This window comes from Novosphingobium sp. B1, from assembly GCF_900176395.1.
GTDB lineage: Bacteria > Pseudomonadota > Alphaproteobacteria > Sphingomonadales > Sphingomonadaceae > Novosphingobium.
In genome coordinates this window covers 64,017-84,726 of the sequence record NZ_FWXL01000010.1, presented here as the reverse complement: position 1 = coordinate 84,726, position 20,710 = coordinate 64,017, and the positions used below count along the sequence as shown (strand labels likewise).

Sequence of the window (20,710 nt, the reverse complement as noted above, 5' to 3'; positions counted from 1 at the left end):
CATGATCGCCCGTATCGTAACCTGGGCGGTCGAGAAGCGCTGGCTAGTCCTGCTCCTCACCGTCATCGTCGCCGCCATCGGCGCCTTTTCCCTCTACCGGCTACCGATCGACGCGGTGCCGGACATCACCAACAATCAGGTCCAGATCAACGTCCGCGCGCCTGCCCTCTCGCCCGAGCTGGTCGAGAAGCAGGTGTCGTTTCCAATCGAAACCGCGCTCGCCGGCACCCCCGGCCTCGAATATACGCGCTCGCTGAGCCGCAATGGCTTTGCGCAGGTCACTGCCGTCTTCTCGGATTCGACGGACATTTATTTCGCGCGGCAGCAGGTCGGCGAAAGGCTGCAAGGCGTGCAGGAAAACCTGCCGAGCGGCGTCAATCCAGAAATGGGTCCGATCGCGACAGGCCTGGGCGAGGTGTACATGTACACCGTTCGTCTCGAGCATCGCGAGGACGACAAGCACAAGCCCGGTGAACCGGGCCAACAGCCCGATGGCAGTTACATCACACCAGAGGGTGAGCGACTGACGACTGAAGAGGACAAGGCGACCTACCTGCGCACCGCGCAGGACTGGATCGTCACGCCGCTTCTGAAGAACACACCGGGCCTCGCCGGCGTCGACTCGATTGGCGGGTACGCCAAGCAGTTCCTCGTCGTGCCCGATGTGCAGAAGCTGGCTTCACTCGGCATCACGCTGACGGACCTGGGCAACGCGCTGGAGCGCAACAACACCAGCGTCGGCGGCGGTTTCGTCAATCGCAATGGCGAAGGTCTGGCTGTCCGCTCGGATGCGCTCGTGCGCAATGCCGGCGAGTTGGCCAGGACCGTGATCGCGACACGTAACGGCGTGCCGATCACGGTCGAACAAGTCGCGACCGTGAAGACGGGGCAGGCGATCCGCATGGGTTCGGCCTCGGAGAACGGCACGGAAGTCGTTGTCGGCACCGCGATCATGCGGATCGGCGAGAACAGCCGTGTCGTGTCCACGGCCGTCGCCGAGAAGCTGAAGTCGATCAACGCCTCGCTGCCACCCGACGTCGTGGTTCAGCCGGTGCTCAACCGCACCGAGCTGGTCAACTCGACGATCAAGACGGTCGCCAAGAACCTGTCGGAAGGCGCGGTGCTGGTCATCGTCGTGCTCTTCCTGCTGCTCGGCAATTTCCGCGCGGCGCTGATCGCGGCGCTGGTCATCCCGATCACCATGATGCTGACCGGCTTCGGGATGCTGCGTGCCGGCGTCTCGGCGAACCTGATGAGCCTTGGCGCCTTGGACTTTGGTCTGATCGTCGACGGCGCTGTCATCATCGTGGAGAACGCGCTGAGACGGCTTGCCGAGCAACAGCATCATGAAGGTCGCTTGCTGAGCGTAAGGGAACGGCTCGCGACCGTGGCGGCCGCCGCGCGCGAGATGATCCGCCCCTCGGTATACGGGCAGGCGATCATCATCCTTGTCTATGTGCCGCTGCTCACGCTGACCGGCGTGGAGGGCAAGACGTTCGTGCCGATGGCGCTCACCGTCATCATCGCGCTCGCCTTCGCCTTCATCCTCTCGATCACCTTCGTGCCGGCCATGATCGCGATCTGGCTGTCGAAGAAGGTTGAGGAGAAGGACGGCCGCATCATCACGTGGCTGAAGAAGCGCTACGAGCCGGGTCTTGACCGGGCAATGAAGCGCCCGACCCTGACGATCGGCGCGGGTGTCGGCAGCCTTGTCGTGGCGGCGCTCGCCTTCACCACGCTCGGCTCGGTGTTCCTGCCGCAGCTCGATGAAGGCGACCTGCTGATCCAGTCGCTGCGCATCCCCGCCACGTCGGTCCAGCAAAGCCAGGCGATGCAGGTGCCGATCGAACGGATGATGTCGAAGCAACCGGAGGTGGCGTTCGTCTATTCCAAGACGGGCACGGCGGAACTGGCTTCCGACCCGATGCCGCCTAACGCCACCGACATGTTCGTCATCCTGAAGCCGCGCAAGGATTGGCCAAATCCCGATTTGACCAAGGAGGAACTGGTAAGCCGGATCGAGGGAAATCTCGCAAAAATTCCGGGCAACGCCTATGAGATCACCCAGCCTATCCAGATGCGCTTCAACGAGCTGATCGCCGGCGTGCGCGGCGACATCGCGGTGAAGGTGTTCGGGGACGACTTCAACCAGATGAACCGGACGGCCGAGCAAATCGCGGCGGTGCTGCGCAAAACGCAGGGCGCGGCGGACGTGAAGGTCGAGCAAACGACGGGCCTGCCCATGCTCGACATTCGCGTCAATCGTGACGCAATGGCACGTCTGGGCGTCACCGCGCAGGATGTGCAGGATACCGTCACCGCGACAATCGGCGGCCGCACCTCGGGCCAGATCTTCGAGGGCGACCGCCGCTTCCCGGTGGTGATCCGCCTGTCGGAGACGCAGCGCGCTGACATTGGCCTGCTGGAACAGGTGCAGGTGCCGGTGGCGGGGGGCGGCTATGTGCCGCTGTCCAGTGTCGCTGACATCAAGGTCGTCGACGGTCCCAATCAGATCAGCCGCGAAAACGGGAAGCGGCGCGTGGTGGTGCAAGCCAACGTGCGTGGTCGCGACGTCGGTAGCGTCGTTGCAGACGCGCAGGCGGCGATCGGCAGCCAGGTCCGGCTGCCTGCCGGTGCCTATCTCGAATGGGGCGGTCAGTTCGAGAACCTGCAATCGGCGAGCGAACGGCTGAAGCTGGTCATTCCGGCCTGTTTCATCCTGATCCTGTTGCTCCTTTACGGTGCGCTTGGATCGGTCCGCGATGCCGCGATCGTGTTCACCGGCGTGCCCTTCGCGCTGGTGGGCGGCGTCCTGCTGCTCTTCCTGCGCGGCATGGACTTCTCGATCTCGGCGGCGGTGGGCTTCATCGCCTTGTCGGGCATCGCGGTCCTCAACGGCCTCGTCATGGTCAGCTCAATCCAGGATCTGATCCGGTCGGGGCTATCGCGCGAGGAGGCGGCCCATGTCGGCGCAATGCAGCGTCTGCGGCCAGTCGTCATGACCGCGCTCGTCGCCAGCCTCGGCTTCGTTCCGATGGCGCTTGGCGAGGGCGCGGGCGCGGAGGTGCAAAAGCCATTGGCGACCGTCGTCATCGGCGGCCTGATCTCGGCGACGCTGCTGACGCTGTTCGTGCTGCCGACGCTCTACGCCCGGTTCGGGCAGAAGGCGATCGAGAAGCCCGAGCACTACAATGAGGAGCATGAAGGGGACGACCACGGTCAGACCTTCGTGAACAACTTGGCCTGATGGGTGCGCGGGGCGATCCGCGATCGCCCCGCTCATCTCTGGGAGATGGGGATATGCCTCGCACCATAACCAGCTCAATGCTTCACGGCGGGCCACTGCGGATCTGGTCGGCGATCACCGATCCGGATCATCGCCGGGCTTGGAGTCCGCTCGTATTCCTCGACAACCCGTGCCAGCTTGGCGAGACGGAATGTACCTTCGCGATCCAGGGCATCACCCGGCCAATTCGGACGCCGGCCCTGGTCGATCAATTCGACAAGCCGCACGCCTTCGCTTGGTCCTGCGGCATCCCTTATCTGTTCACGCTCGAAGAGCGGTACGAGCTGGCAGGGGACGACGGTGGCACCAGGCTAACACATAGCTGCACGCTGCGCGGGGCGCTGTCTTTGCCGTTCGCGGCGATGATGTTGCGTCGTCTGCGGTCCCTGATGGTCGATGCCGACGATCGACTTGCGACCTATCTGCGCTGGCGGGTGGGTCAGCCTGCCCGTGGGATCAATCGTCAGCGCGTCCCCTCCCGCTACAGGAGGAAGGCGCGATGATGCCTGGAAAGCGGGTGCTGCCCGCCTTCATCCTCGTTGTCGGGCTGGCGGCTTGCTCGGAAAGCAAACCGCCAACCCCGCCGACGGAGCAGCAAATCCATTCGTCCGACAGCGCCGTGGCGACAGGGGAAATGGGGCGGCATCCGTATCGCTGTTCCGACGGGGAACCGCTGTTCGTCGATTTCAAGGACAATGGCCTGCAGATCGATTTGCGGCCCTCGAACAGCGGGCTGCCTATGACGCTGACGGCGCCGGCCCAGGGCCTGCAATATGTCGGCGAGACGGCCACCGCGACCTTCAAAGGATCGCAGCTCACAGTCGTGGAAGGGGATGGCCGCACCCGGACCTGCGAGCGGGAGGGCACCCGATGAGCCGCCCCGATTTCCAACCCGTCGCACTGCAAGGGGAGAGAAGCGATGTCTGACACGTCGATCTCAAATGTGATGGCCATTCGCGCCGAAGTGCTCGCGCGAAACCGCGCCTTACGCGAGGTCCAGCCAACGGCCCCGCCGGGCGTCACGCCGACCGCTCCGGCCTCAAGCTTCGTCGACACCCTCAACGCCGTGGTCGCCAAGGTCAATGAAACCCAGGAACAAGAGGACGTCGTCACCGAAGCCTATGAACGTGGCGAGACGACCGACATCGCGACCGTCGCGCTCATCCAGAGCCGCGCATCCATAACTTTCGAAGCGACGCTGCAAGTCCGGAACAAGCTGCTGTCTGCTTACCGAGACATCATGAACATGCCGATCGGATGACGATCGCGAAGAGGTTTAGGGCGTAATTTATATGATAGTCGGCTCGCGGCCACGTTTTAGGCAGATCATTATCGAGGTTTGGAAGCCTCTCACGATCCTGTTCGTGTGGGACGTGGCGGTGACGGCATTCCACATGATGACTCCGATAAAGGAGCCGCCTTTGCCGACGGCGCTATTCGGCACTGCCATAGCGCTCTTCATGGGGTTTCGCACCAATGCTGCTTATGCTCGCTGGTGGGAGGCGCGCACTCTATGGGGCGCGCTCATCAATGCGTCGCGCAGCCTAGCCCGGATCACGCGCAGCCTGACCAAGGGGGAACCCGAGGGCAGTGAGATGCGGCACGACATCATTCTGCGGCAGATCGCCTTTGCGCACTCGATGCGCTGCCAGCTTCGCCGACAATCGCCCTATGAAGAGATTGCCCGGGTCGCCGGCTCTGACGTCGCCGACAGGGCGCTCGCTCGCACAAACCCTGCCAACGCGCTCTTGGAGGACATATCGTGCATCTACTCCGACGCGCTCGCGGAAGGGCGGATCAACGCCATCCAGCAAGCGACTGTCGAGCGCGTCCTGATCGACATCGCCAATGCGCAGGGCGGCATGGAGCGGATCAAGAACACGCCGCTGCCCAATGGCTTTCGGTTCTTCCCGAACCTCTTTACGCGCGTGTTCTGCATCCTGCTCCCGATCGCGCTGGTCGAATCCTTGGGCCTCGCCACGCCGATCGGATCGACGCTGATCGGACTCGTCTTCCTCGCGGTGCTGAGCATCGGCGAAGATCTGACCGATCCGTTCGCTAACAGCGTCCACGATGTCCCACTCACGGCCATGTGCCGCACGATTGAGATCGACCTTCTCCAGACGGCGGGGCTGCCAGCCCCTGAGCCGCTGACTCCCGATCACGGCGTACTGTGGTGATGGGCATGCGCGCCTTGCTGCATCTGCCCGGGCTGACGATCGCGCGCGTTTGCGTCGTTCTCGTCACCGGCGTGATTGTAGGGGCGTGCAACCCGGCTCCGAGCGAACCTGTCGAACCGGCTCACGACAAGCGTGTAACGCCAAGGCTGATCGCGCAGCGCATCACGTATTGCGACGACGGCACCCGCGCCGATGTCGACTTCATCGACGACGGCTTGAAGATGGCCGTCACCTGGCTGCCGAAGGGCAGGACCGAAATCCTGCGCGCGCAGCGAACTGGCGACGAGTTTCGTGGCGACCAGTCGCGGGCCATCGTGGCGGGCGGGGCGATCGCCTTCATGCGGCGCGGAAAGATCCACGTCTGTCACCGAACCCCGGAGGGATCATAGGATATGCAGGCACTGCTCTACACGCTTGCGCCTGTGCTGGCGGTCGTGCTCGGCGCGATCATCGCGAGCCGCACCAAGTTGAAACCCAACCTAGTGGCGGGCCTCCAGCATCTCGCGGCAGGCGTCGTGTTCGCGGCTGCCGCGACCGAGATACTTCCCCAGGTCAAGCATGAGGCATCGCCCAGCGCGACGTTGATCGGCGGGGCGGCGGGCGTCGCGACGATGCTGGGGCTCAAGGCATTCGAGGCCCGCTTCAAAGGGCCGATGGCGCTGCTCGCGGCGATCGGCATCGACATCCTGGTCGATGGCCTGGTGCTCGGTCTCGCCTTCGTGGCGGGCGAGAAGGCAGGTTTCCTGCTGACGATCGCGCTCACGCTGGAAGTATTGTTCCTGGGACTGACGCTGACCGACGAGTTGGCGGAAACCTATCGCTCGCGCCTGCGCATCATCGTGATCGTCTCGGCGTTGGCGCTGCTGCTGCCGATCGGCGCGCTGGCGGCTGTACCCGTCGCCACGCTGTCGCCGGTGATGGTCGCCGGCTTCCTCAGCTTCGGGCTGATGGCGCTGCTCTATCTCGTCACGGAGGAGCTGCTGGTCGAGGCGCACGAGAAGCCCGACACCCCGCTCATCAGCTCGATGTTCTTTGTGGGGTTCTTGGCCCTGCTGACGCTTGAGGAGATCATGGGATGATCCCGAGCAACGACAACAAGGGCGGAGAGGAGCGCCGCACCCTCTGGATCGTCCTGCTGCTGAACGCGGCGATCGCGGTGGGCTTCTTCATCTCGGGCTTCTTCGCGGACTCGAGCGCGCTGATCGCCAACGGCGTCGACAATCTGTCGGACACCGCCGTGTATGCACTGAGCCTCGTAGCGCTCACCCGGGGCCAGACATGGAAGACACGCGCCGCGATGGCGTCGGGCGTCATGTTGCTGATCTTCGCGGGCGGCATCCTGATCGACGTTGGCCGACGCTACCTTCAAGGCAGCGACCCGATCGGGCCGACCATGATGGTCATGTCGGCGATCGCCGGCGTCGTGAACTACCTCTGCCTGCGGCTGCTCCAGCGTCTCAAGGATCCGGACGTCAATCTCCGGGCCGCCACCACCTTCAGCTTCAACGACTTCATTTCCAACGGCGGCATCCTGATCGCCGGCGTCCTGGTGTTGTGGCTGGGCACCAACTGGCCGGACCTGCTGGTCGGCTTCGCTACCGCCATCATCGCCATCAAGGGCGGTGTCGAAATCCTGCGCGACGCACGCGCCGAAACCAAGAAAAGCGAAAGGAGGTCGTCATGAACGACAAGCTCGAACTCGATATTCCAGTGCTGCTGCCGGACCTTCCTGACGCGGCCGATGCCTGCCTGGATCGTCTCGTATCGACCCTGTCGAAGCGCGAAGGCGTCGAGCGGGCGCATGTGATCTGCCTCGACGGCGACACGCCGGCGGCGTTGTGCATCCATTTCGACGCTGCCAAGCTGCCGCTGCCGCGCGTGCGCGAGATGGTGCGCGCCGCAGGCGCCGAGATCACCGAACGTTACGGCCATGCGATCTGGCAGGTGACAGGTATCAATCACGAGCGCCGGGCGCGCACTGTCAGCGATGCACTGTGTGCCTTACCCGGCGTCGTCCAGGCAAACGCCAGCACCAGCGGCTCGGTTCGGGTCGAGTATGATCGCCGGGAGACCACCGAAGAGGAGGTCCGCGCCGCACTTCGCAAGCTCAAGGTCGGTGTGGGCAAGCGGGTCGCGGCTGACGACCATGCCGGCCATGACCACGGGCCGGGTGGCCACGGCGCGGGCGAGGAGAAGCACGGTCCTGGCGATGGCCACGACCATAGCCATGCCGAGTTTCTTGGCCCCAACACCGAGCTGATCTTCGCGCTCGCCTGCGGCGCGCTGCTGGGGATCGGCTATGCGATCGAGAGGCTGGTCACTGGTGCGCCGGACTGGCTGCCGACCGCCTGCTATATCACAGCCTACTTTTTCGGCGGATTCTTCACGCTGCGCGAGGCGATCGACAATCTACGGCTGAAGAAGTTCGAAATCGACACGCTGATGTTGGTCGCTGCCGCCGGCGCCGCTGCGCTGGGTGCATGGGCCGAAGGTGCGCTGCTGCTGTTCCTGTTCAGCCTTGGTCACGCGCTCGAGCATTATGCGATGGGTCGCGCCAAGAAGGCGATCGAGGCACTGGCGAAGCTCGCCCCGGAAACCGCGACCGTGCGCCGCAACGGGGAGACCAGCGAAATCCCGGTCGAACAGATGGTCGTCGGCGATATCGCCATCGTGCGCCCGAATGAGCGCCTGCCTGCCGACGGCTTCATCATCAAGGGCGCAAGCGCGATCAATCAGGCCCCGGTGACGGGTGAAAGCATTCCGGTCGACAAGGTGCCGGTCGCGGACGCTGCGGCGGCACGCGCCAAGCCCGACGCGGTAGACGCGGAAAGCCGGGTCTTTGCCGGTACGATCAACGGCGGCGGTGCGATCGAGATCGAGGTGACGCGCCGTTCCAATGAAAGCGCGCTTGCCAAGGTCGTCAAGATGGTGAGCGAAGCGGAGACGCAAAAGTCGCCGACGCAGCGCTTCACCGACCGGTTCGAGCGGATCTTCGTGCCCGCCGTCCTGATCCTGTCGGTGCTTCTCCTGTTCGCTTGGGTCGTCGTCGACGAGCCGTTCCGCGACAGCTTCTACCGCGCGATGGCGGTGCTGGTGGCGGCAAGCCCCTGCGCGCTTGCGATCGCCACGCCGAGCGCGGTGCTATCGGGCGTCGCCCGCGCAGCGCGCGGCGGCGTGCTGGTGAAGGGCGGTGCGCCGCTCGAAAATCTAGGGTCGCTGAAGGCGATCGCCTTCGACAAGACGGGCACTCTGACCGAAGGTCGGCCGCGCATCACTGATGTCGTGCCGGTCGATGGCGCCGATGAAGGCGAGCTGCTGGCGCTGGCCGTGGCTGTCGAGGCGCTGAGCGATCATCCACTAGCCCAAGCGATCGTCAAGGACGGTCGCGAACGACTGAACGATCGTGCCGTGCCCACTGCCGGTGATCTCAAGAGCCTGACCGGTCGCGGCGTCACCGCGAGCGTGGATGGCGAGACGGTCTGGATCGGCAAGGCCGAGATGTTCGGGACGGAAGGCATCCCGGCGCTGGGGCAAGGGGCGCTGGATGCGATCGCGCAACTGCGCGAAAACGGTCGCACGACGATGGTCGTCCGCAAGGGGGATCGCGACCTGGGCGCGATCGGCCTGATGGACACGCCTCGCGAAGCTGCCAAGACCGCTCTGCGCCGGCTGCACGAGATGGGCGTGTCGCGGATGATAATGATCTCCGGCGATCATCAGAAGGTTGCCGAAGCGATCGCCAAGGACGTCGGGATCGACGAGGCATGGGGCGACCTGATGCCCGAAGACAAGGTCGCCGCGATCAGGAAGCTCGCCGGCGAAGACAAGGTAGCGATGGTCGGCGACGGCGTGAACGATGCGCCGGCGATGGCGAGCGCGACGGTCGGCATCGCGATGGGCGCGGCAGGCTCGGACGTGGCGCTGGAGACGGCCGACGTCGCCCTGATGGCCGACGACCTGGCGCACCTGCCGTTCGCGGTCGGTCTTAGTCGGCACACGCGCTGGATCATTCGCCAGAACGTCTTCGCCAGCTTGGGCGTCGTCGCCTTCTTGGTGCCTGCCACCATCCTCGGCCTTGGCATCGGCCCAGCGGTAGCGGTCCACGAGGGATCGACGCTTCTCGTCGTCATCAATGCGCTCAGGCTGCTCGCCTACCGCGATCCAGCGGGGAAGGCGGCATGAGCGCTTATCAGGCAGATGTGCTGATGGTGGGGGGAGGGCCTGCGGGCCTGACCGCCGCGATCTATCTTGCCCGCTATCGTCGGCGGGTCATCGTGGTCGACGCGGGGCATAGTCGCGCGAAATGGATTCCCCGTTCGCACAATCACGCCGGCTTTCCGGAAGGGATCAACGGTGGGGAATTGCTCGGTCGGATGCGCGCGCAGGCAGAGCGATACGGCGCGATCATTCTCGACGGCCGAATTGATGCGGCGACAGGATCACAAGACGCCTTCGAGGCGCAAGGCGGCGACCTGACGATCGCAGCCCGTTCGATCCTGATTGCGACAGGGGTGGAAAATCGCCGACCTGAAATGGACGGCGAAACCCATCGCGATGCGCTCGATCGCGGATTGCTGCGCTACTGCCCGGTGTGCGACGGATACGAAGCGACCGACCAAGCGATCGGCGTCATTGGTGCCGATACGCATGGGGTGGCCGAAGCGCTGTTCCTGCGAACTTATTCCGATCGGATCACGCTGGTCGCGCACAACTCGGTGGACCTAAGCGAAAATGACCGGACGGAACTCGACGCGGCAGGGGTGTCAGTCGCATCGAGCCCGCTTGATCGACTTGATTTTTCCGGCGACCGAGCGCGCTTGCACCTGGTCGACGGAAGCGTGCTGGATGCCGACACGATCTATCCCGCGCTCGGTTCCGACAGCAACAATGCCTTGGCCCGCCAGCTCGACGTGGAGTTGAGTGACGATAGTTGCATCATCGTCGATCCACACCAACGCACCAGTGTCAGCGGTATCTATGCAGCCGGTGATATCGTCATGTCGCTGGACCAGATCAGCGTTGCGATGGGCCATGCCGCCATCGCTGCCACAGCTCTTCACAACGACCTTCGGCGCCGCGACGGTGAGACGATCAGCCGCAAGGCGTCCTGATGATTGTCCTGTCGAGATCCTGCGACCGATCATTCGGAGATGACCAATGAAATGGCTGATCGCCTTCGACCTCGACGGCACGCTTGCGGAGAGCAAGCGCCCTTTATCGGAGGATATGGCCGCAACCCTCGCCCGATTGCTCGCCGTCACCGACGTGGCGGTAATCTCGGGCGGGGACTGGCCGCAATTCGAAAAGCAGGTTGCTTCACGCCTTCCTGTGGATGCCGCCCTCGACCGCCTTTGGTTGATGCCGACCACGGGCACAAAGCTCTACCGGTTCATCAATGGCGCTTGGCGCGCTGTCTATACCGAGTTGTTCGACGACGCGGAGAGAGGGAGGATCCGCACGGCCTTCGATCGAGCGCTCGCCGATGCCGGCATCGCTGATGAACGCATTTGGGGTGAACGGATCGAGGATCGCGGTAGCCAAATTACCTTTTCAGGGCTTGGCCAGGCAGCGCCGCTGAAGGAAAAGGAAGCGTGGGATCCTGACCGAAAGAAGCGCACCGCGTTGCAGGCGACCTTGCGCGCGGCGCTGCCCGACCTCTCGATCAATCTTGGCGGCACGACATCGATCGACGTGACGAGGGCAGGGGTCGACAAAGGCTATGGCCTGAAGCGTCTGAGTGCCGAAAGCGGCGTGCCGCTCGATGCAATGCTGTTCATCGGCGATGCGATTTTCCCCGGCGGGAATGACTATCCTGCTGCTGAAATCGGCCTCGATACGGTGAAGGTGCGCGACGTAGCCGAGACCACTGCCGTCGTGACCGCCATCATCGCATGTCTGCACCGCTAGGATCGCCGATGTTCGCGACCATCGCCTTCCGGTGAGACATTCCACCATTTCCTCCGATCTGGAGCAATCGCGTAGAACAGGCAGGCCGACATGTTTCAAAGCTCGTGGTGGGAGATCGCCACCCATATCATCAGTCTCGCCTCCGCCTACGCGCTCGCCCTGCCGGTTGGCTGGGATCGGGAGAGGGATGCGCGCAGCGCAGGTATCCGAACCTTCCCACTGGTCGCCATTGCCAGTTGCGGGTTCGTGCTGGTGGGCATCGCAATCCTCGGCCGCACGTCTCCTGCGCAAGCCAGATTGCTCGAAGGTCTGATTACCGGCGTCGGCTTTATCGGGGGTGGCGCCATCCTGAAGAACGGCAGCAAAGCGTCGGGCACGGCAACAGCGGCCAGTTTATGGGCTACCGGGGCGCTCGGCGCGGCGGTGGGCTATGGCCTCTATGATATCGCCGTCATTCTGAGCGCCACCACCTTCCTCACGCTGCGCTGTTCTCGTCCGCTCAAGCGCGCCAGCAAAAGCGACGTCGGCACCCCCGCAAGCCCATGACGGCCTCTCAGGCGCCTCAATGGCCGCGGCCCGTTCGCGCGCTTACTAAACGCTGGACGCCGGCGAGCAGCATCGCGGCGCAGGATCGCCAACACCGCTTGCTGCGCTGGGCGACACTGCTGGAGCGCAATCCGCACCGGATAATCGGTTTGCTTCCTCCCTCCTGGGCGGGCGGTGATGCGCGCGGCCTGATCGTTGATCGGCCAAGCGCGATCGATGTCGCATGGGACGACGTGGTGCTTCGCGTGATGGGGCTGGCGGGGCGATCACGCGCCGATGTGAAGGCGTTTTTCGGGCTGTCGGATGCGGAGCTGGATCGCATTGCCGCAGGCTCTTGGCGGTGTCCAATCCGCCCCGCTTGGCAAGTCGCCGTGCGGATCAGGAACGTCGAGTGTCCGCGACTGGAAAACCGGATCGTAGGGTCCGTCTTCGCCTTCCTGCTCGCATTCTGCGCGATTTTCTATTGGGTCTTCTGACGAGGCTGGCTTGTGTTCGACATCATAACATCGATTCTCTCAGCGCTCGGCGGCTTCGGCGTCTTCCTGCTGATGCTGGCCGAAAACGTCTTCCCGCCGATCCCATCGGAAGTGATCTTGCCGCTCGCAGGCTACACGGCTGCGCAAGGGCGCGGCTCGCTGTTGGTGATCGTTGTCGCCGGCACCCTCGGATCGGCTGCAGGGGCAGTGCTGTGGTACTATGTCGGCCGCTGGATCGGCATCGATCGGTTGAAGCGCTTCGCGTCCCGTCACGGTCGATGGCTGACGCTGACACCGGGCGAGGTCGATCATGTCGACCGCTGGTTCGACCGCTATGGCCATTGGGCGGTTCTGTTCGGCCGTACGGTCCCGGGGGTCCGGACATTGATTTCGGTCCCCGCAGGGGTCAGCGGGATGCCGCTCGGCCCATTCCTGCTCTCGACGCTTGCCGGCTCCGCAATATGGACCGTGATCCTAGTGCTGGCGGGGTTCGAGCTGGGCGAACGCTATAATCAGGTGGCGAACGTCATCGAGCCGGTCAGCAACGGCGTGCTCGCACTGGCCGTCATCTGGTATCTCTGGCGAGTTGCGACCTTCGGGCGCTCACGGCGCCGGTCGGATCGGCATCACTGATGGGCTCTCCGATGCTCTATCTCGCAAGCAAAGCCATCATCTCGGCCATATTGATCGCAGCCGCGTCGGAAGTGGCGAAGCGCTACCCCGGGTTCGGGGCGCTAATTGCGTCGCTGCCGGTGGTATCGGTACTCGGCATGATATGGCTATGGCACGACCGGCCTGATGCGACGAACATGGCGGCACATGCGCAGGCGACATTCTGGTTCGTCCTGCCCTCGTTGCCGATGTTTCTATTGATCCCGGACCTTCTGCGTCACGGCGTCGGCTTCTGGCCAGCCCTCGCAGCCGGGTGCGGCCTAACCATCCTGCTCTATTTTGCGATGGTCTTCGCACTCCAGCGCCTCGGCATCGCTTTATGACTTCGATCATCAACAAGAGTATCAGCGCAATGATAAACAGCAATCAACGCGCGCTCATTGCTGCTGCTGCTGCTGCTGCAACGATCTTCCTCACCGGATGCGGCCTGATTAAACCACGGGATGCGGGCTACTTCCGGTTCCACGCGGAAGAGGCGAGGCTGGTCGTCACGCGCTGCGAGCGGGGACAGAAAACCGGCAGCGACTGCCAAGCTGCGGCCCAAGCCGTGGCCGAACTCGATGCCGCTGCGCCTCGGCAGGCCCCTGCCAAGGGTGGATGCTGGGTCGAGCATGATCGCCAACAATGAACGGGTGGTGTCGAAGCGAGCCGCCAAGAGCCGGGCCATCAACTGAGACCCCACCACTGGAGAAGAACTGCTATGGTCAGATTTGATAGGACGGTAGTGCTCACGCTGGCAATGGCCGCTGGGCCGATGCCGCTTGCCGCGAGCGCACAACATACCCAACACGCTTCCGGCGCATCGCAGGGTGATGCTTTAGGCCGCCGAGCCGATCCGCCCGCAACCAAGGCCTACCGGGCCGCAAATGCCAAGATGCATGGCGATATGGACGTGGCCTTCACCGGAGATGCCGACGCCGACTTCATGCGCGCGATGATCCCGCACCATGAAGGCGCGATCGCGATGGCCGAAGTTGAATTGAAATACGGCCGCGATCCCGCCGTTCGTCGGCTTGCGGCCGAAGTGGTGGCTACACAGCGGCGCGAAATCGCAGAAATGCGGGCTTGGCTTGCACGCCGGGAAGCCCGCAAATAGCGGCCGACTAGGGCGATCAGCAATCACCGCCGTCAATGGTGGCGGCGGTGATGCCTTGGGCGGGAATGACGATCGTGGTGCCGATCGCGTGCGTGGTAGCGTGCTTGGTATCGGGGATAGTCGGCATAATAGCTATTCCCGTAGTAGGGCTGGGAATGGCGATAGCCATGACTGGAAACCACCACGCCGCCGTGTCGGCCATAGTTGCCGTGGCCTCCATAGCCGCTATGACTGCTGGAATGGCCGCCACCATGATGCTGAGCCAGCGCAGCGCCGGGTGCCAGCGTCGCTAATAGCCCTGTCGCAATCCAGAATAATTTACGCATCTCTACTCTCCCGTCATCGCCATCACGGACGAATGACTTATGCGGCCATGAGTAGAGACTGCCCTTTGAATAGCGACTGAACGTCCTATTGGTCGCGTACAGATGCCACGTGCGCGGCGAAACTGCCGCGCCCGCCCCGAAACTCCCCAACAACTGCGCCCCGATCCCAATGGCCGGACAGAATGCCCCGGCGAGGGATGCTTCCGACCGGCCTCCGGCGCGCGGCGAGTAGCCGCGCGCGGCGCGTGTCACGGTCGATCAGCTCGCCGGTCGAAATCTCTACCGCGCTGCGCAACGGGATCATTCCGGCCGCCATTGCTCGACCAGCGCCGCCATCGCATCGCGGTATCCCCAAGCATCGGGATAAACGGTCGGCTCCTGCGCCAGATACGCCATGTCGATCAGCATATCCTCCGAAATGGATGGATCGCAGTTGCACAGGTGGAGAACCGGGAAGTGCCCCCATGTCGCGCCATCCCACCATGCCAACAAGAAGTCGGCTGCCCGCGATGCTTGTCCGGTATCTGACCCGGCGATCACGATCAGGCGGCAGATAGCCTGACCGACTTCATCGAAGCTGACAGCTCGGATCGCAGGGCGGCGTTGAGGTAGATTCATGAGACTTGGTTCCTGCTGCCTTCAAGGGTGGAAGGGGACGGGGACCAACAGCGCGTCGTCGATCGGCTCGACGTCACGTAGTTCCACCATCACGATCTTCTCTACCCGTTCGGCGCCGGTCGGATCGAGATAAACATAGGTGTGATCCGCAAAGACCGGACTGCACAAGCGCCAGATGACACCTTTCCGACCAACGCGGCGTTCCGCGCGGCCATCATAGGATGCGAAAGCGCCCGCTATGCGGACCCGCTGCGCGATCCGCAGCCAATTGGCTGCTCCGTTGATGACGGCGGCCTGTTCCTCTGGCGAAAGAGCCGGTCGGCCGATGCCGAACGTCGCTTGGGGATCGCGCGCGATCCGGGACAGCTTCTCCTCAACCGGCTCCGGTTTCCAGTCCACGACTGGCCCCGGCGCAGCCTTGTGCATATGCGTCACCGGCTTTCCGCCGAGTAGGTCGGGCTGCACGCCGACAAGGCGGCGGTGGAACATCGCCTTGTGATAGGCGCGTCGCCATTGTGCCTCCGGGGTCAGCGGCTTGCCGGTTGGACCGTCGCGCATGATAGCGACCAGCTCGTTGAAGGTTGCCTCGCTAACGGTCGCGATATTGAGGTCATAGACCAGTCGCGCCGCCACGCCCCGGCCCTCGTCGGGGCCGGGATCGTGAGGGGCGCTCATGCCGCCTCGTCCAATTCGGGGGCCGTCTCAACGGCCATGCGGCTCAAAAGCCAATCGGACGCATCTTGCGCGAGGCGGGCGGCGGTGAAGATGCACCGCTTGTCGTTGCGCAGGGCCTGGAGCCAGCTTGCCAGATAGGCGGCATGGTCTTCACGGTCGTGAAGCTTGATGCCGATGGTCGCGCTGACGAACGCCGCTCCAAGCTCGGCAACCAATTCCTCGCGGGCATAGTCCTCGCGATTCGTGGAAATGAGAGACGGGCGGGCAAGTCGGTCAACATGTCCTGTCGCGTGGCAAAGTTCGTGCGCTAGGGTCGAATAATAATCATCGCTGGTGTGGAAGTCGGCAAACTCGGGCATAACCACATGATCGCCGCTCGGCTGATAATAGGGCTGCGATCCGAAGTGCTTCAGGGTGACGGGGATGCGGGCGAAAAGCGCGTCCAGCTCGGCGTCCCGCTCATCGGGATTGGTCGCGGTGATGATTGGCGCGGGTGTTGGATATTTCGCCTCGATGCCGTCGATCTGCTCAGAATTGAAAACGGTATAGCGCTTGAGGAACGCCACCTGACGCTTGCCGTCCTCGCTGCTCTTGCCACCCTTGTCGGCGTCAACCTCAATCTTGTTGGCATAGACGACGGTCGAACCCTTCTCGCCCTTACGGACGCATCCACCAAGCGCGAGCGCCTGCTTGAAGGTCAGCCAATGCGGAGAGCCATAGCCCTTGGTCATGGCGGCAACCCAAAGGGTCAGGACGTTGATGCCCCGATAGGGAACGCCGGTCGAGCGGAGCAGGATATTCGGTGCGGTGCTGCCGTTCCACGATTTCGACCAAGGCCGGGTGCCTGCCTCGATCATCGCGATCATCTGATCGGTGATTTCCTGATAGATGTCGGCTCGATTGTCGGTGATCCGTCCCATGATGTCTTCCTTTCTTTTGAGGCTGAAAGCCGGTCGCAACAGCAACCGGCTCTGCCTTTCCGGCGAGGAACGGGATGGGGAGGGAGGGCGAGAATCTGGCCTCTGGCGCGGGCGAGCCGCCTAGCGCGGCCGACGCTCCGCAGGGCGTCGGGTGCCGCGTTTGGCGGATTACACGGGGGGCCTGATTGTCGTTCGGGAACGAAAGGGCAGCCGCCCTTGGTGTTCCCCGGCACCGGTCTGGCCTCCGGGGGAGGGCAGCGTGCCCAACAAGCTGTGCCACGCTCCAGGCGTGTCATGGGGGGTGTGCCACGTGGCACACCTGCCTTGCGGCAGCGCGAATAGGAAAACACGGGGAGAGGGGGAGGCCGTGGGGGCTCCCGCTGGGTTTATCCTCGGTTGATACGCCAGGAGTGTACCCTGAGCGGTTCCTATATGGGGATGTCCTATGCTTTGTAGGCCCCGTGTGGCTCCCGGGTGGGCGGTCCAAAGGGCCGGGGAGGGGGCGGCCTGCGCGCCCTGTGGGGCGCCCCTAGTGCCGCCCCCTCAAACTTGAATCCCCTTCGCGCGAGGGGCATATTTGCAGCCAGAAAGGATAATCACATGGCTGCGAAAAAGCAAAAGGACAGCAGCGCCGATCTGCGAACGAATGAGAAGAAGTGGACCAAGCCGCTGATGGATGCGGGCTGGACTGCATTGCCGAGCGTCATCATCGAAAATCAGCGCCAGCTCATGCTGTCGCCGCTCGATCTCAACATCATCGTGTATCTGGCGAGCAAATGGTGGACGGCGGAGGGCAAGCCCTTTCCGTCCAAGACCACGATGGCGAAGGCGATGGACGTTCATCCGCGCACGATCCAGAAGCACATCGCTGCGCTGGAGGGGGCAGGGTATATCCGTCGCGAGGAGCGGCGGACCGAAACCGGCAGCCGCACCAACATCTACCATCTCGATGGGCTGATTAAGGCAGTAGCGCCGTTCGCGGTCGAGAAGCTGGCTGAGATCAAGGACAAGGCCGAGCTGGCGAAGCGCCGTCAGAACCGGGCCGGGGCGCCTAAGCTGCGTCTGGTACAGGATGACGACGAGTGAACGCGCATATCCAAGATCCACCCCCGAAAGTGGAACCGAGGGTTACGGCCGCGCCAAGCATCCGTCAGCTCTACTGGTGTGACTTTCCGCAAGACGCCCAGCTCCCGGAGTTCTGGAAGCGGCGCCCCGTCATCATCGTGTCGTTCAAGAACACGCTGCATGGCGCGGTCACGGTGGTGCCCTGCTCGACGGCAGCGCAGCCAGGAAACAAGTGGGCCTTTCCGCTGCAGACCACGATTGACGGTCGGGCGGCGTTCGCGATCTGCGACAAGCTGACGACCGTGGCGGTGAGCCGGCTAATCCCTGACAAAGGCGGCATCATGCGAATGCCGGTCGGGGAGTTCGACGACATGCTGCGCCTTGTGTTGGCCTGGCTGCCCGTGCCCTCGACGCCCCCGTCGCCGCCTCAGGGGGTGCCGCCTACGCCCACCGGTTCCGGCGCGTAAGGCCGGTTGATGTCCTTTCAGATTTTAGTTGAATCGTAAGGGATGGGTTTCTACATGGGGAGCACGCGCGGCCTCCCCCTGGGGAGTGTCCGTTTCCCGCGAGGGAACTAAATGGTCGGGGCCGCCTCAAAAGGGCGGCCCTTGGCTTATCTGCGGCACTGGCACGCAGCCCGCAAGCTTCAGACATAATGACCTGCTCGCCGGTAGATTGGCATCGAGTCGTCCAGTCGCATGGCAGGGAAGGGCGGAACGTCGTCGGCCGCCGCTTAAGCAGAGCAATAAATTCGCTGTGAGCGGATTTTATTCGTTCACTAGCGAAGTGCGCTAGGGCATCACACTCTCGTTCAGTTTGAAAGGGGATGTGTCGCCATCAACCGAGGGGGAACCCCCTCCTGGAGAAGAAACCTTCTCTGCTTTGTGGCTCCGTGCGTGCGAGCGAGCGGCGCCGCGGGCGGCCACCGGACGGCCCGGTGTCCGCCTTGGTGTTCAGGGTTAACGTGCTTCTACCCCACCCTCCAAAGCCTCGGCGGCGCCTCTGCATGGTGTGGGGGTTGGCAGAGGAGGACGCCATGCGAAAGCTTGGTCTGAACGAGAAGCGTGCGCGAACGAAGACGGTGCGACGGCAGCATTGGGCAAAGCGCCTGATCCGTCCGTCCACTTTGAAGACGGTGGTGGCCTTGGGGCGAGTGGTGGTGCAACTGCTCCACATCGCCCTCTCCATCATCAAGGTTTTCCGCCAGTAATTCGCACCCTGAATAGCCTCCTGAAAGGAGATGCAATGTTGGGTGAAGCTCTTCGCTTGATCCGAGTCTATCACGACCTCAAGCAGAAGCAGGCGGCTGAGCGGTTGGAGGTTTCGACGTCGTATCTGTCGGAAATCGAACGCGGCCTGAAGACGCCCACGCTGGACATCATCCAGCGCTATGCCACTGTCTTCGACATGCCTGTCTCGTCGATCATGTTCTTTTCGGAGAACCTCGATCAGAAGAGCACGCTCGACCAGGCACGGACCTTTGTCGCTGGCAAGGTGGTGAGCCTGCTTCAATTCCTCGAGGCTCGGTCCGGTCGGACCCATGCCGAATAAGACGGTCATCCCGCTCAATCAGTCGCAGCTCTATAAGCTCACGAGTCCGCGCCGCCTCGCTGACGTGCTCGGCCTTGCAGAAGCTGAGCTGCGGGCAATGGCGACCGGGCCGGATCGGTATCGGCAGTTTGAGATTGAGAAGAAGAGTGGCGGAAAACGTCCGGTTGAAGATCCGGTCGCGCCGCTCAAGCGTGTACAGGGCCGTATCGCCAAGATGCTGGCGCGGATCGAGCCGCCATCTTTTCTGTTCTGCCCGGTGAAGGGACGATGCTACGTCAGCAATGCCGCGCGCCATCGCGGCAACCGCGTCGTTCACTGCCTCGACATCAAGAAGTTCTTCCCCAACACGCCCCGTGTGCGGGTGATCGCGTTCTTCCAAAGCATCATGGGATGCCGCGCCGACGTTGCCGGCCTTCTTGGTGATCTTTGCACGTTCGAGGGTCATTTGCCGACGGGCAGTCCCCTCAGCCCGATCCTGGCATATTATAGCTATCACGATATGTGGGCCGAGATCGCGGCGTTCTGCACGGCCAAGGGCTACACGCTGACGGTCTATGTCGATGACGTGACAATTTCCGGCGCGAAAGTGCCCGTAGCAGATGTTTGGCATGTGCGGCGCATGATCCACCGGACAGGGCTGCGCTATCACAAGCTCAAGCACTATGTGGATCGGCCAGCGGAGATCACGGGTGTCGTCGTTCGCGACGGGAAGGTCGTCGTGCCCAATAGCCAGCGCCTGAAGCACCGTCAGACGAGGTTGGCCCTCCAGCAGCCCGGCAGCGGCGATCAACGCCTGAAGGGCCGTCTGAGCGGCTTGGCGGGTCAAATGCGCCAGATAGATAGCATGAACGAACCAGGTTGATTGATGCCGGTTCCTGTGACCTTAGCAGGGTTTGCGGCTGACGATCGATCCCGCCTCAACACGCGCATACCCATATTCACGCTGATATTCGCGCGCGGCGGTCTCTACGTCGGTGCGCGAGGGGCCACCGGGAACGAAGCAGTTGATGTGGCGCTTGCCGCCATCTTGAGCATCGACGACCGGCTTTGACCACGGGTTGTCGTCCACCATCGGCCCCTCGACCGAAAAGACGCGCCTGTCGTGATCGGCAACAATAAGAACGAAAGGCTCTATCGGCATCACACCCTCGCAAAAGTCATCGCGACGCCATGTAGGTCTCGCGATAGGGGTGTGCCACGTGGCACACCTCGTGTTCATAGCCATTGCCCGTCGAGAGCGGCAGCATATTCGGCAGCAAGGGTAGCGGTCCCGGCGATCGTCGCGACGAGTGCAAACAGCACGAGCCGCGCAGGGATGCCAAGGCGCGGTCCGTCTTCCTTGGTGAAGACCACGGCGCTGCCGACCGCAGCAACCAAGATCAGCGCCGGACC

The 20,710-nt window shown here is 63.3% G+C and carries 27 protein-coding genes; 22 read left to right on the top strand and 5 right to left on the bottom strand.

What is annotated here, in order from left to right:
- Position 1 precedes the first annotated feature (1 nt).
- From B9A23_RS16365 to B9A23_RS16285, 17 genes are all read left to right on the top strand, one after another.
- Entirely contained in the window at positions 2-3,247 is a 3,246-nt protein-coding gene (locus tag B9A23_RS16365) for an efflux RND transporter permease subunit (protein ID WP_084280109.1), read from the top strand.
- A 53-nt stretch (positions 3,248-3,300) separates the two neighbouring features.
- On the top strand, positions 3,301-3,789 hold the full coding sequence (locus B9A23_RS16360; protein WP_084280108.1) for an SRPBCC family protein: 489 nt from the start codon (positions 3,301-3,303) through the stop codon (positions 3,787-3,789).
- Positions 3,786-4,160 carry a hypothetical protein gene (locus tag B9A23_RS16355; RefSeq protein WP_084280107.1) on the top strand — a complete coding sequence of 125 codons (375 nt, stop codon included), beginning with the start codon at positions 3,786-3,788 and terminating at the stop codon, positions 4,158-4,160. Before B9A23_RS16360 ends, B9A23_RS16355 begins: the two co-directional genes overlap by 4 nt.
- A gap of 45 nt (positions 4,161-4,205) precedes the next feature.
- Positions 4,206-4,547 (top strand): flagellar hook-basal body complex protein FliE, encoded by a 342-nt coding sequence (fliE, locus tag B9A23_RS16350; RefSeq protein WP_017503826.1) that lies wholly within the window; start codon positions 4,206-4,208, stop codon positions 4,545-4,547.
- Positions 4,548-4,578: 31 nt separating this feature from the next.
- Entirely contained in the window at positions 4,579-5,466 is an 888-nt protein-coding gene (locus tag B9A23_RS16345) for a bestrophin family protein (protein ID WP_084280106.1), read from the top strand.
- Positions 5,467-5,471: 5 nt separating this feature from the next.
- Positions 5,472-5,855, top strand: coding sequence for a hypothetical protein (locus B9A23_RS16340; RefSeq protein WP_084280122.1), 384 nt, complete (start codon positions 5,472-5,474; stop codon positions 5,853-5,855).
- A gap of 3 nt (positions 5,856-5,858) precedes the next feature.
- Positions 5,859-6,545 carry a ZIP family metal transporter gene (locus tag B9A23_RS16335; RefSeq protein ID WP_069319151.1) on the top strand — a complete coding sequence of 229 codons (687 nt, stop codon included), beginning with the start codon at positions 5,859-5,861 and terminating at the stop codon, positions 6,543-6,545.
- On the top strand, positions 6,542-7,150 hold the full coding sequence (locus tag B9A23_RS16330; RefSeq protein ID WP_069319152.1) for a cation diffusion facilitator family transporter: 609 nt from the start codon (positions 6,542-6,544) through the stop codon (positions 7,148-7,150). Before B9A23_RS16335 ends, B9A23_RS16330 begins: the two co-directional genes overlap by 4 nt.
- On the top strand, positions 7,147-9,648 hold the full coding sequence (locus tag B9A23_RS16325; RefSeq protein ID WP_084280105.1) for a heavy metal translocating P-type ATPase: 2,502 nt from the start codon (positions 7,147-7,149) through the stop codon (positions 9,646-9,648). Before B9A23_RS16330 ends, B9A23_RS16325 begins: the two co-directional genes overlap by 4 nt.
- The gene (locus B9A23_RS16320; RefSeq protein ID WP_084280104.1) at positions 9,645-10,577 is read left to right on the top strand and encodes an NAD(P)/FAD-dependent oxidoreductase; all 933 of its coding nucleotides are present in this window, start codon (positions 9,645-9,647) and stop codon (positions 10,575-10,577) included. Before B9A23_RS16325 ends, B9A23_RS16320 begins: the two co-directional genes overlap by 4 nt.
- 46 nt (positions 10,578-10,623) lie before the next feature.
- Positions 10,624-11,373 carry an HAD-IIB family hydrolase gene (locus B9A23_RS16315; protein WP_072383890.1) on the top strand — a complete coding sequence of 250 codons (750 nt, stop codon included), beginning with the start codon at positions 10,624-10,626 and terminating at the stop codon, positions 11,371-11,373.
- A gap of 90 nt (positions 11,374-11,463) precedes the next feature.
- The gene (locus tag B9A23_RS16310) at positions 11,464-11,919 is read left to right on the top strand and encodes an MgtC/SapB family protein (protein WP_084280103.1); all 456 of its coding nucleotides are present in this window, start codon (positions 11,464-11,466) and stop codon (positions 11,917-11,919) included.
- Between the two features lie 98 nt (positions 11,920-12,017).
- Positions 12,018-12,395: a hypothetical protein gene (locus tag B9A23_RS16305; RefSeq protein WP_017503761.1), complete on the top strand. Its 378-nt coding sequence runs from the start codon at positions 12,018-12,020 to the stop codon at positions 12,393-12,395.
- Positions 12,396-12,407: 12 nt separating this feature from the next.
- The gene (locus B9A23_RS16300) at positions 12,408-13,028 is read left to right on the top strand and encodes a DedA family protein (RefSeq protein WP_017503760.1); all 621 of its coding nucleotides are present in this window, start codon (positions 12,408-12,410) and stop codon (positions 13,026-13,028) included.
- Positions 13,029-13,039: 11 nt separating this feature from the next.
- A complete protein-coding gene (locus B9A23_RS16295) occupies positions 13,040-13,390 on the top strand; it encodes a DUF3147 family protein (RefSeq protein ID WP_084280121.1) in 351 nt (116 codons plus the stop codon).
- Complete coding sequence (locus tag B9A23_RS16290; RefSeq protein WP_084280102.1) at positions 13,387-13,695, top strand: hypothetical protein; 309 nt, start codon at positions 13,387-13,389, stop codon at positions 13,693-13,695. The genes B9A23_RS16295 and B9A23_RS16290 overlap by 4 nt, the downstream gene beginning before the upstream one ends.
- A gap of 96 nt (positions 13,696-13,791) precedes the next feature.
- The gene (locus tag B9A23_RS16285) at positions 13,792-14,163 is read left to right on the top strand and encodes a CopM family metallochaperone (protein ID WP_249340900.1); all 372 of its coding nucleotides are present in this window, start codon (positions 13,792-13,794) and stop codon (positions 14,161-14,163) included.
- Between the two features lie 626 nt (positions 14,164-14,789).
- On the opposite strand, the gene B9A23_RS16270 is transcribed toward B9A23_RS16285, so the two are convergent.
- Genes B9A23_RS16270 through B9A23_RS16260 form a run of 3 tightly spaced genes read right to left on the bottom strand, consistent with a single transcriptional unit; the run spans position 14,790 to position 16,702 of the window.
- Positions 14,790-15,107: a DUF7673 family protein gene (locus B9A23_RS16270; protein WP_038293167.1), complete on the bottom strand. Its 318-nt coding sequence runs from the start codon at positions 15,105-15,107 to the stop codon at positions 14,790-14,792.
- Positions 15,108-15,128: 21 nt separating this feature from the next.
- Positions 15,129-15,782, bottom strand: a complete 654-nt coding sequence (locus B9A23_RS16265) for a hypothetical protein (RefSeq protein WP_017503677.1) — start codon at positions 15,780-15,782, stop codon at positions 15,129-15,131.
- Complete coding sequence (locus B9A23_RS16260) at positions 15,779-16,702, bottom strand: ArdC family protein (protein ID WP_084280101.1); 924 nt, start codon at positions 16,700-16,702, stop codon at positions 15,779-15,781. The genes B9A23_RS16265 and B9A23_RS16260 overlap by 4 nt, the downstream gene beginning before the upstream one ends.
- Positions 16,703-17,302: 600 nt before the next feature.
- On the opposite strand from B9A23_RS16260, the gene B9A23_RS16255 reads away from it, so the two are divergent.
- The 5 genes from B9A23_RS16255 to B9A23_RS16235 all read left to right on the top strand — a co-directional run bounded on the left by B9A23_RS16255 (position 17,303) and on the right by B9A23_RS16235 (position 20,180).
- Positions 17,303-17,788 (top strand): helix-turn-helix domain-containing protein, encoded by a 486-nt coding sequence (locus tag B9A23_RS16255; protein WP_017503469.1) that lies wholly within the window; start codon positions 17,303-17,305, stop codon positions 17,786-17,788.
- Positions 17,785-18,234 carry a type II toxin-antitoxin system PemK/MazF family toxin gene (locus B9A23_RS16250; protein ID WP_119184528.1) on the top strand — a complete coding sequence of 150 codons (450 nt, stop codon included), beginning with the start codon at positions 17,785-17,787 and terminating at the stop codon, positions 18,232-18,234. The genes B9A23_RS16255 and B9A23_RS16250 overlap by 4 nt, the downstream gene beginning before the upstream one ends.
- A 569-nt stretch (positions 18,235-18,803) precedes the next feature.
- Positions 18,804-18,977 carry a hypothetical protein gene (locus tag B9A23_RS16245; RefSeq protein ID WP_236704401.1) on the top strand — a complete coding sequence of 58 codons (174 nt, stop codon included), beginning with the start codon at positions 18,804-18,806 and terminating at the stop codon, positions 18,975-18,977.
- A gap of 35 nt (positions 18,978-19,012) precedes the next feature.
- Entirely contained in the window at positions 19,013-19,318 is a 306-nt protein-coding gene (locus B9A23_RS16240) for a helix-turn-helix transcriptional regulator (protein ID WP_019368207.1), read from the top strand.
- Entirely contained in the window at positions 19,308-20,180 is an 873-nt protein-coding gene (locus tag B9A23_RS16235; protein ID WP_084280100.1) for a reverse transcriptase family protein, read from the top strand. Before B9A23_RS16240 ends, B9A23_RS16235 begins: the two co-directional genes overlap by 11 nt.
- A gap of 21 nt (positions 20,181-20,201) precedes the next feature.
- On the opposite strand, the gene B9A23_RS16230 is transcribed toward B9A23_RS16235, so the two are convergent.
- Together B9A23_RS16230 and B9A23_RS23350 are read right to left on the bottom strand one after the other, a co-directional pair.
- Positions 20,202-20,459, bottom strand: a complete 258-nt coding sequence (locus B9A23_RS16230) for a hypothetical protein (protein WP_019368209.1) — start codon at positions 20,457-20,459, stop codon at positions 20,202-20,204.
- A 74-nt stretch (positions 20,460-20,533) separates the two neighbouring features.
- Positions 20,534-20,695: a hypothetical protein gene (locus tag B9A23_RS23350; RefSeq protein ID WP_254895156.1), complete on the bottom strand. Its 162-nt coding sequence runs from the start codon at positions 20,693-20,695 to the stop codon at positions 20,534-20,536.
- Between the last annotated feature and the right edge of the window lie 15 nt (positions 20,696-20,710).

Excerpts from the sequence above, each read along its gene's own strand:
- B9A23_RS16360 (WP_084280108.1), top strand. The coding sequence starts at position 3,301 with ATGCCTCGCACCATAACCAGCTCAATGCTTCACGGCGGGCCACTGCGG.
- B9A23_RS16230 (WP_019368209.1), bottom strand. The coding sequence starts at position 20,459 with ATGCCGATAGAGCCTTTCGTTCTTATTGTTGCCGATCACGACAGGCGC.
- B9A23_RS16240 (WP_019368207.1), top strand. The coding sequence starts at position 19,013 with ATGTTGGGTGAAGCTCTTCGCTTGATCCGAGTCTATCACGACCTCAAG.
- B9A23_RS16295 (WP_084280121.1), top strand. The coding sequence starts at position 13,040 with ATGCTCTATCTCGCAAGCAAAGCCATCATCTCGGCCATATTGATCGCA.
- B9A23_RS16270 (WP_038293167.1), bottom strand. The coding sequence starts at position 15,107 with ATGAATCTACCTCAACGCCGCCCTGCGATCCGAGCTGTCAGCTTCGAT.
- B9A23_RS16340 (WP_084280122.1), top strand. The coding sequence starts at position 5,472 with ATGCGCGCCTTGCTGCATCTGCCCGGGCTGACGATCGCGCGCGTTTGC.
- B9A23_RS16320 (WP_084280104.1), top strand. The coding sequence starts at position 9,645 with ATGAGCGCTTATCAGGCAGATGTGCTGATGGTGGGGGGAGGGCCTGCG.
- B9A23_RS16255 (WP_017503469.1), top strand. The coding sequence starts at position 17,303 with ATGGCTGCGAAAAAGCAAAAGGACAGCAGCGCCGATCTGCGAACGAAT.
- B9A23_RS16265 (WP_017503677.1), bottom strand. The coding sequence starts at position 15,782 with ATGAGCGCCCCTCACGATCCCGGCCCCGACGAGGGCCGGGGCGTGGCG.
- B9A23_RS16355 (WP_084280107.1), top strand. The coding sequence starts at position 3,786 with ATGATGCCTGGAAAGCGGGTGCTGCCCGCCTTCATCCTCGTTGTCGGG.
- fliE (WP_017503826.1), top strand. The coding sequence starts at position 4,206 with ATGTCTGACACGTCGATCTCAAATGTGATGGCCATTCGCGCCGAAGTG.
- B9A23_RS16335 (WP_069319151.1), top strand. The coding sequence starts at position 5,859 with ATGCAGGCACTGCTCTACACGCTTGCGCCTGTGCTGGCGGTCGTGCTC.
- B9A23_RS16310 (WP_084280103.1), top strand. The coding sequence starts at position 11,464 with ATGTTTCAAAGCTCGTGGTGGGAGATCGCCACCCATATCATCAGTCTC.
- B9A23_RS16325 (WP_084280105.1), top strand. The coding sequence starts at position 7,147 with ATGAACGACAAGCTCGAACTCGATATTCCAGTGCTGCTGCCGGACCTT.
- B9A23_RS16345 (WP_084280106.1), top strand. The coding sequence starts at position 4,579 with ATGATAGTCGGCTCGCGGCCACGTTTTAGGCAGATCATTATCGAGGTT.
- B9A23_RS16315 (WP_072383890.1), top strand. The coding sequence starts at position 10,624 with ATGAAATGGCTGATCGCCTTCGACCTCGACGGCACGCTTGCGGAGAGC.
- B9A23_RS16245 (WP_236704401.1), top strand. The coding sequence starts at position 18,804 with ATGCGAAAGCTTGGTCTGAACGAGAAGCGTGCGCGAACGAAGACGGTG.
- B9A23_RS16235 (WP_084280100.1), top strand. The coding sequence starts at position 19,308 with ATGCCGAATAAGACGGTCATCCCGCTCAATCAGTCGCAGCTCTATAAG.
- B9A23_RS16290 (WP_084280102.1), top strand. The coding sequence starts at position 13,387 with ATGACTTCGATCATCAACAAGAGTATCAGCGCAATGATAAACAGCAAT.
- B9A23_RS16365 (WP_084280109.1), top strand. The coding sequence starts at position 2 with ATGATCGCCCGTATCGTAACCTGGGCGGTCGAGAAGCGCTGGCTAGTC.
- B9A23_RS16330 (WP_069319152.1), top strand. The coding sequence starts at position 6,542 with ATGATCCCGAGCAACGACAACAAGGGCGGAGAGGAGCGCCGCACCCTC.
- B9A23_RS16260 (WP_084280101.1), bottom strand. The coding sequence starts at position 16,702 with ATGGGACGGATCACCGACAATCGAGCCGACATCTATCAGGAAATCACC.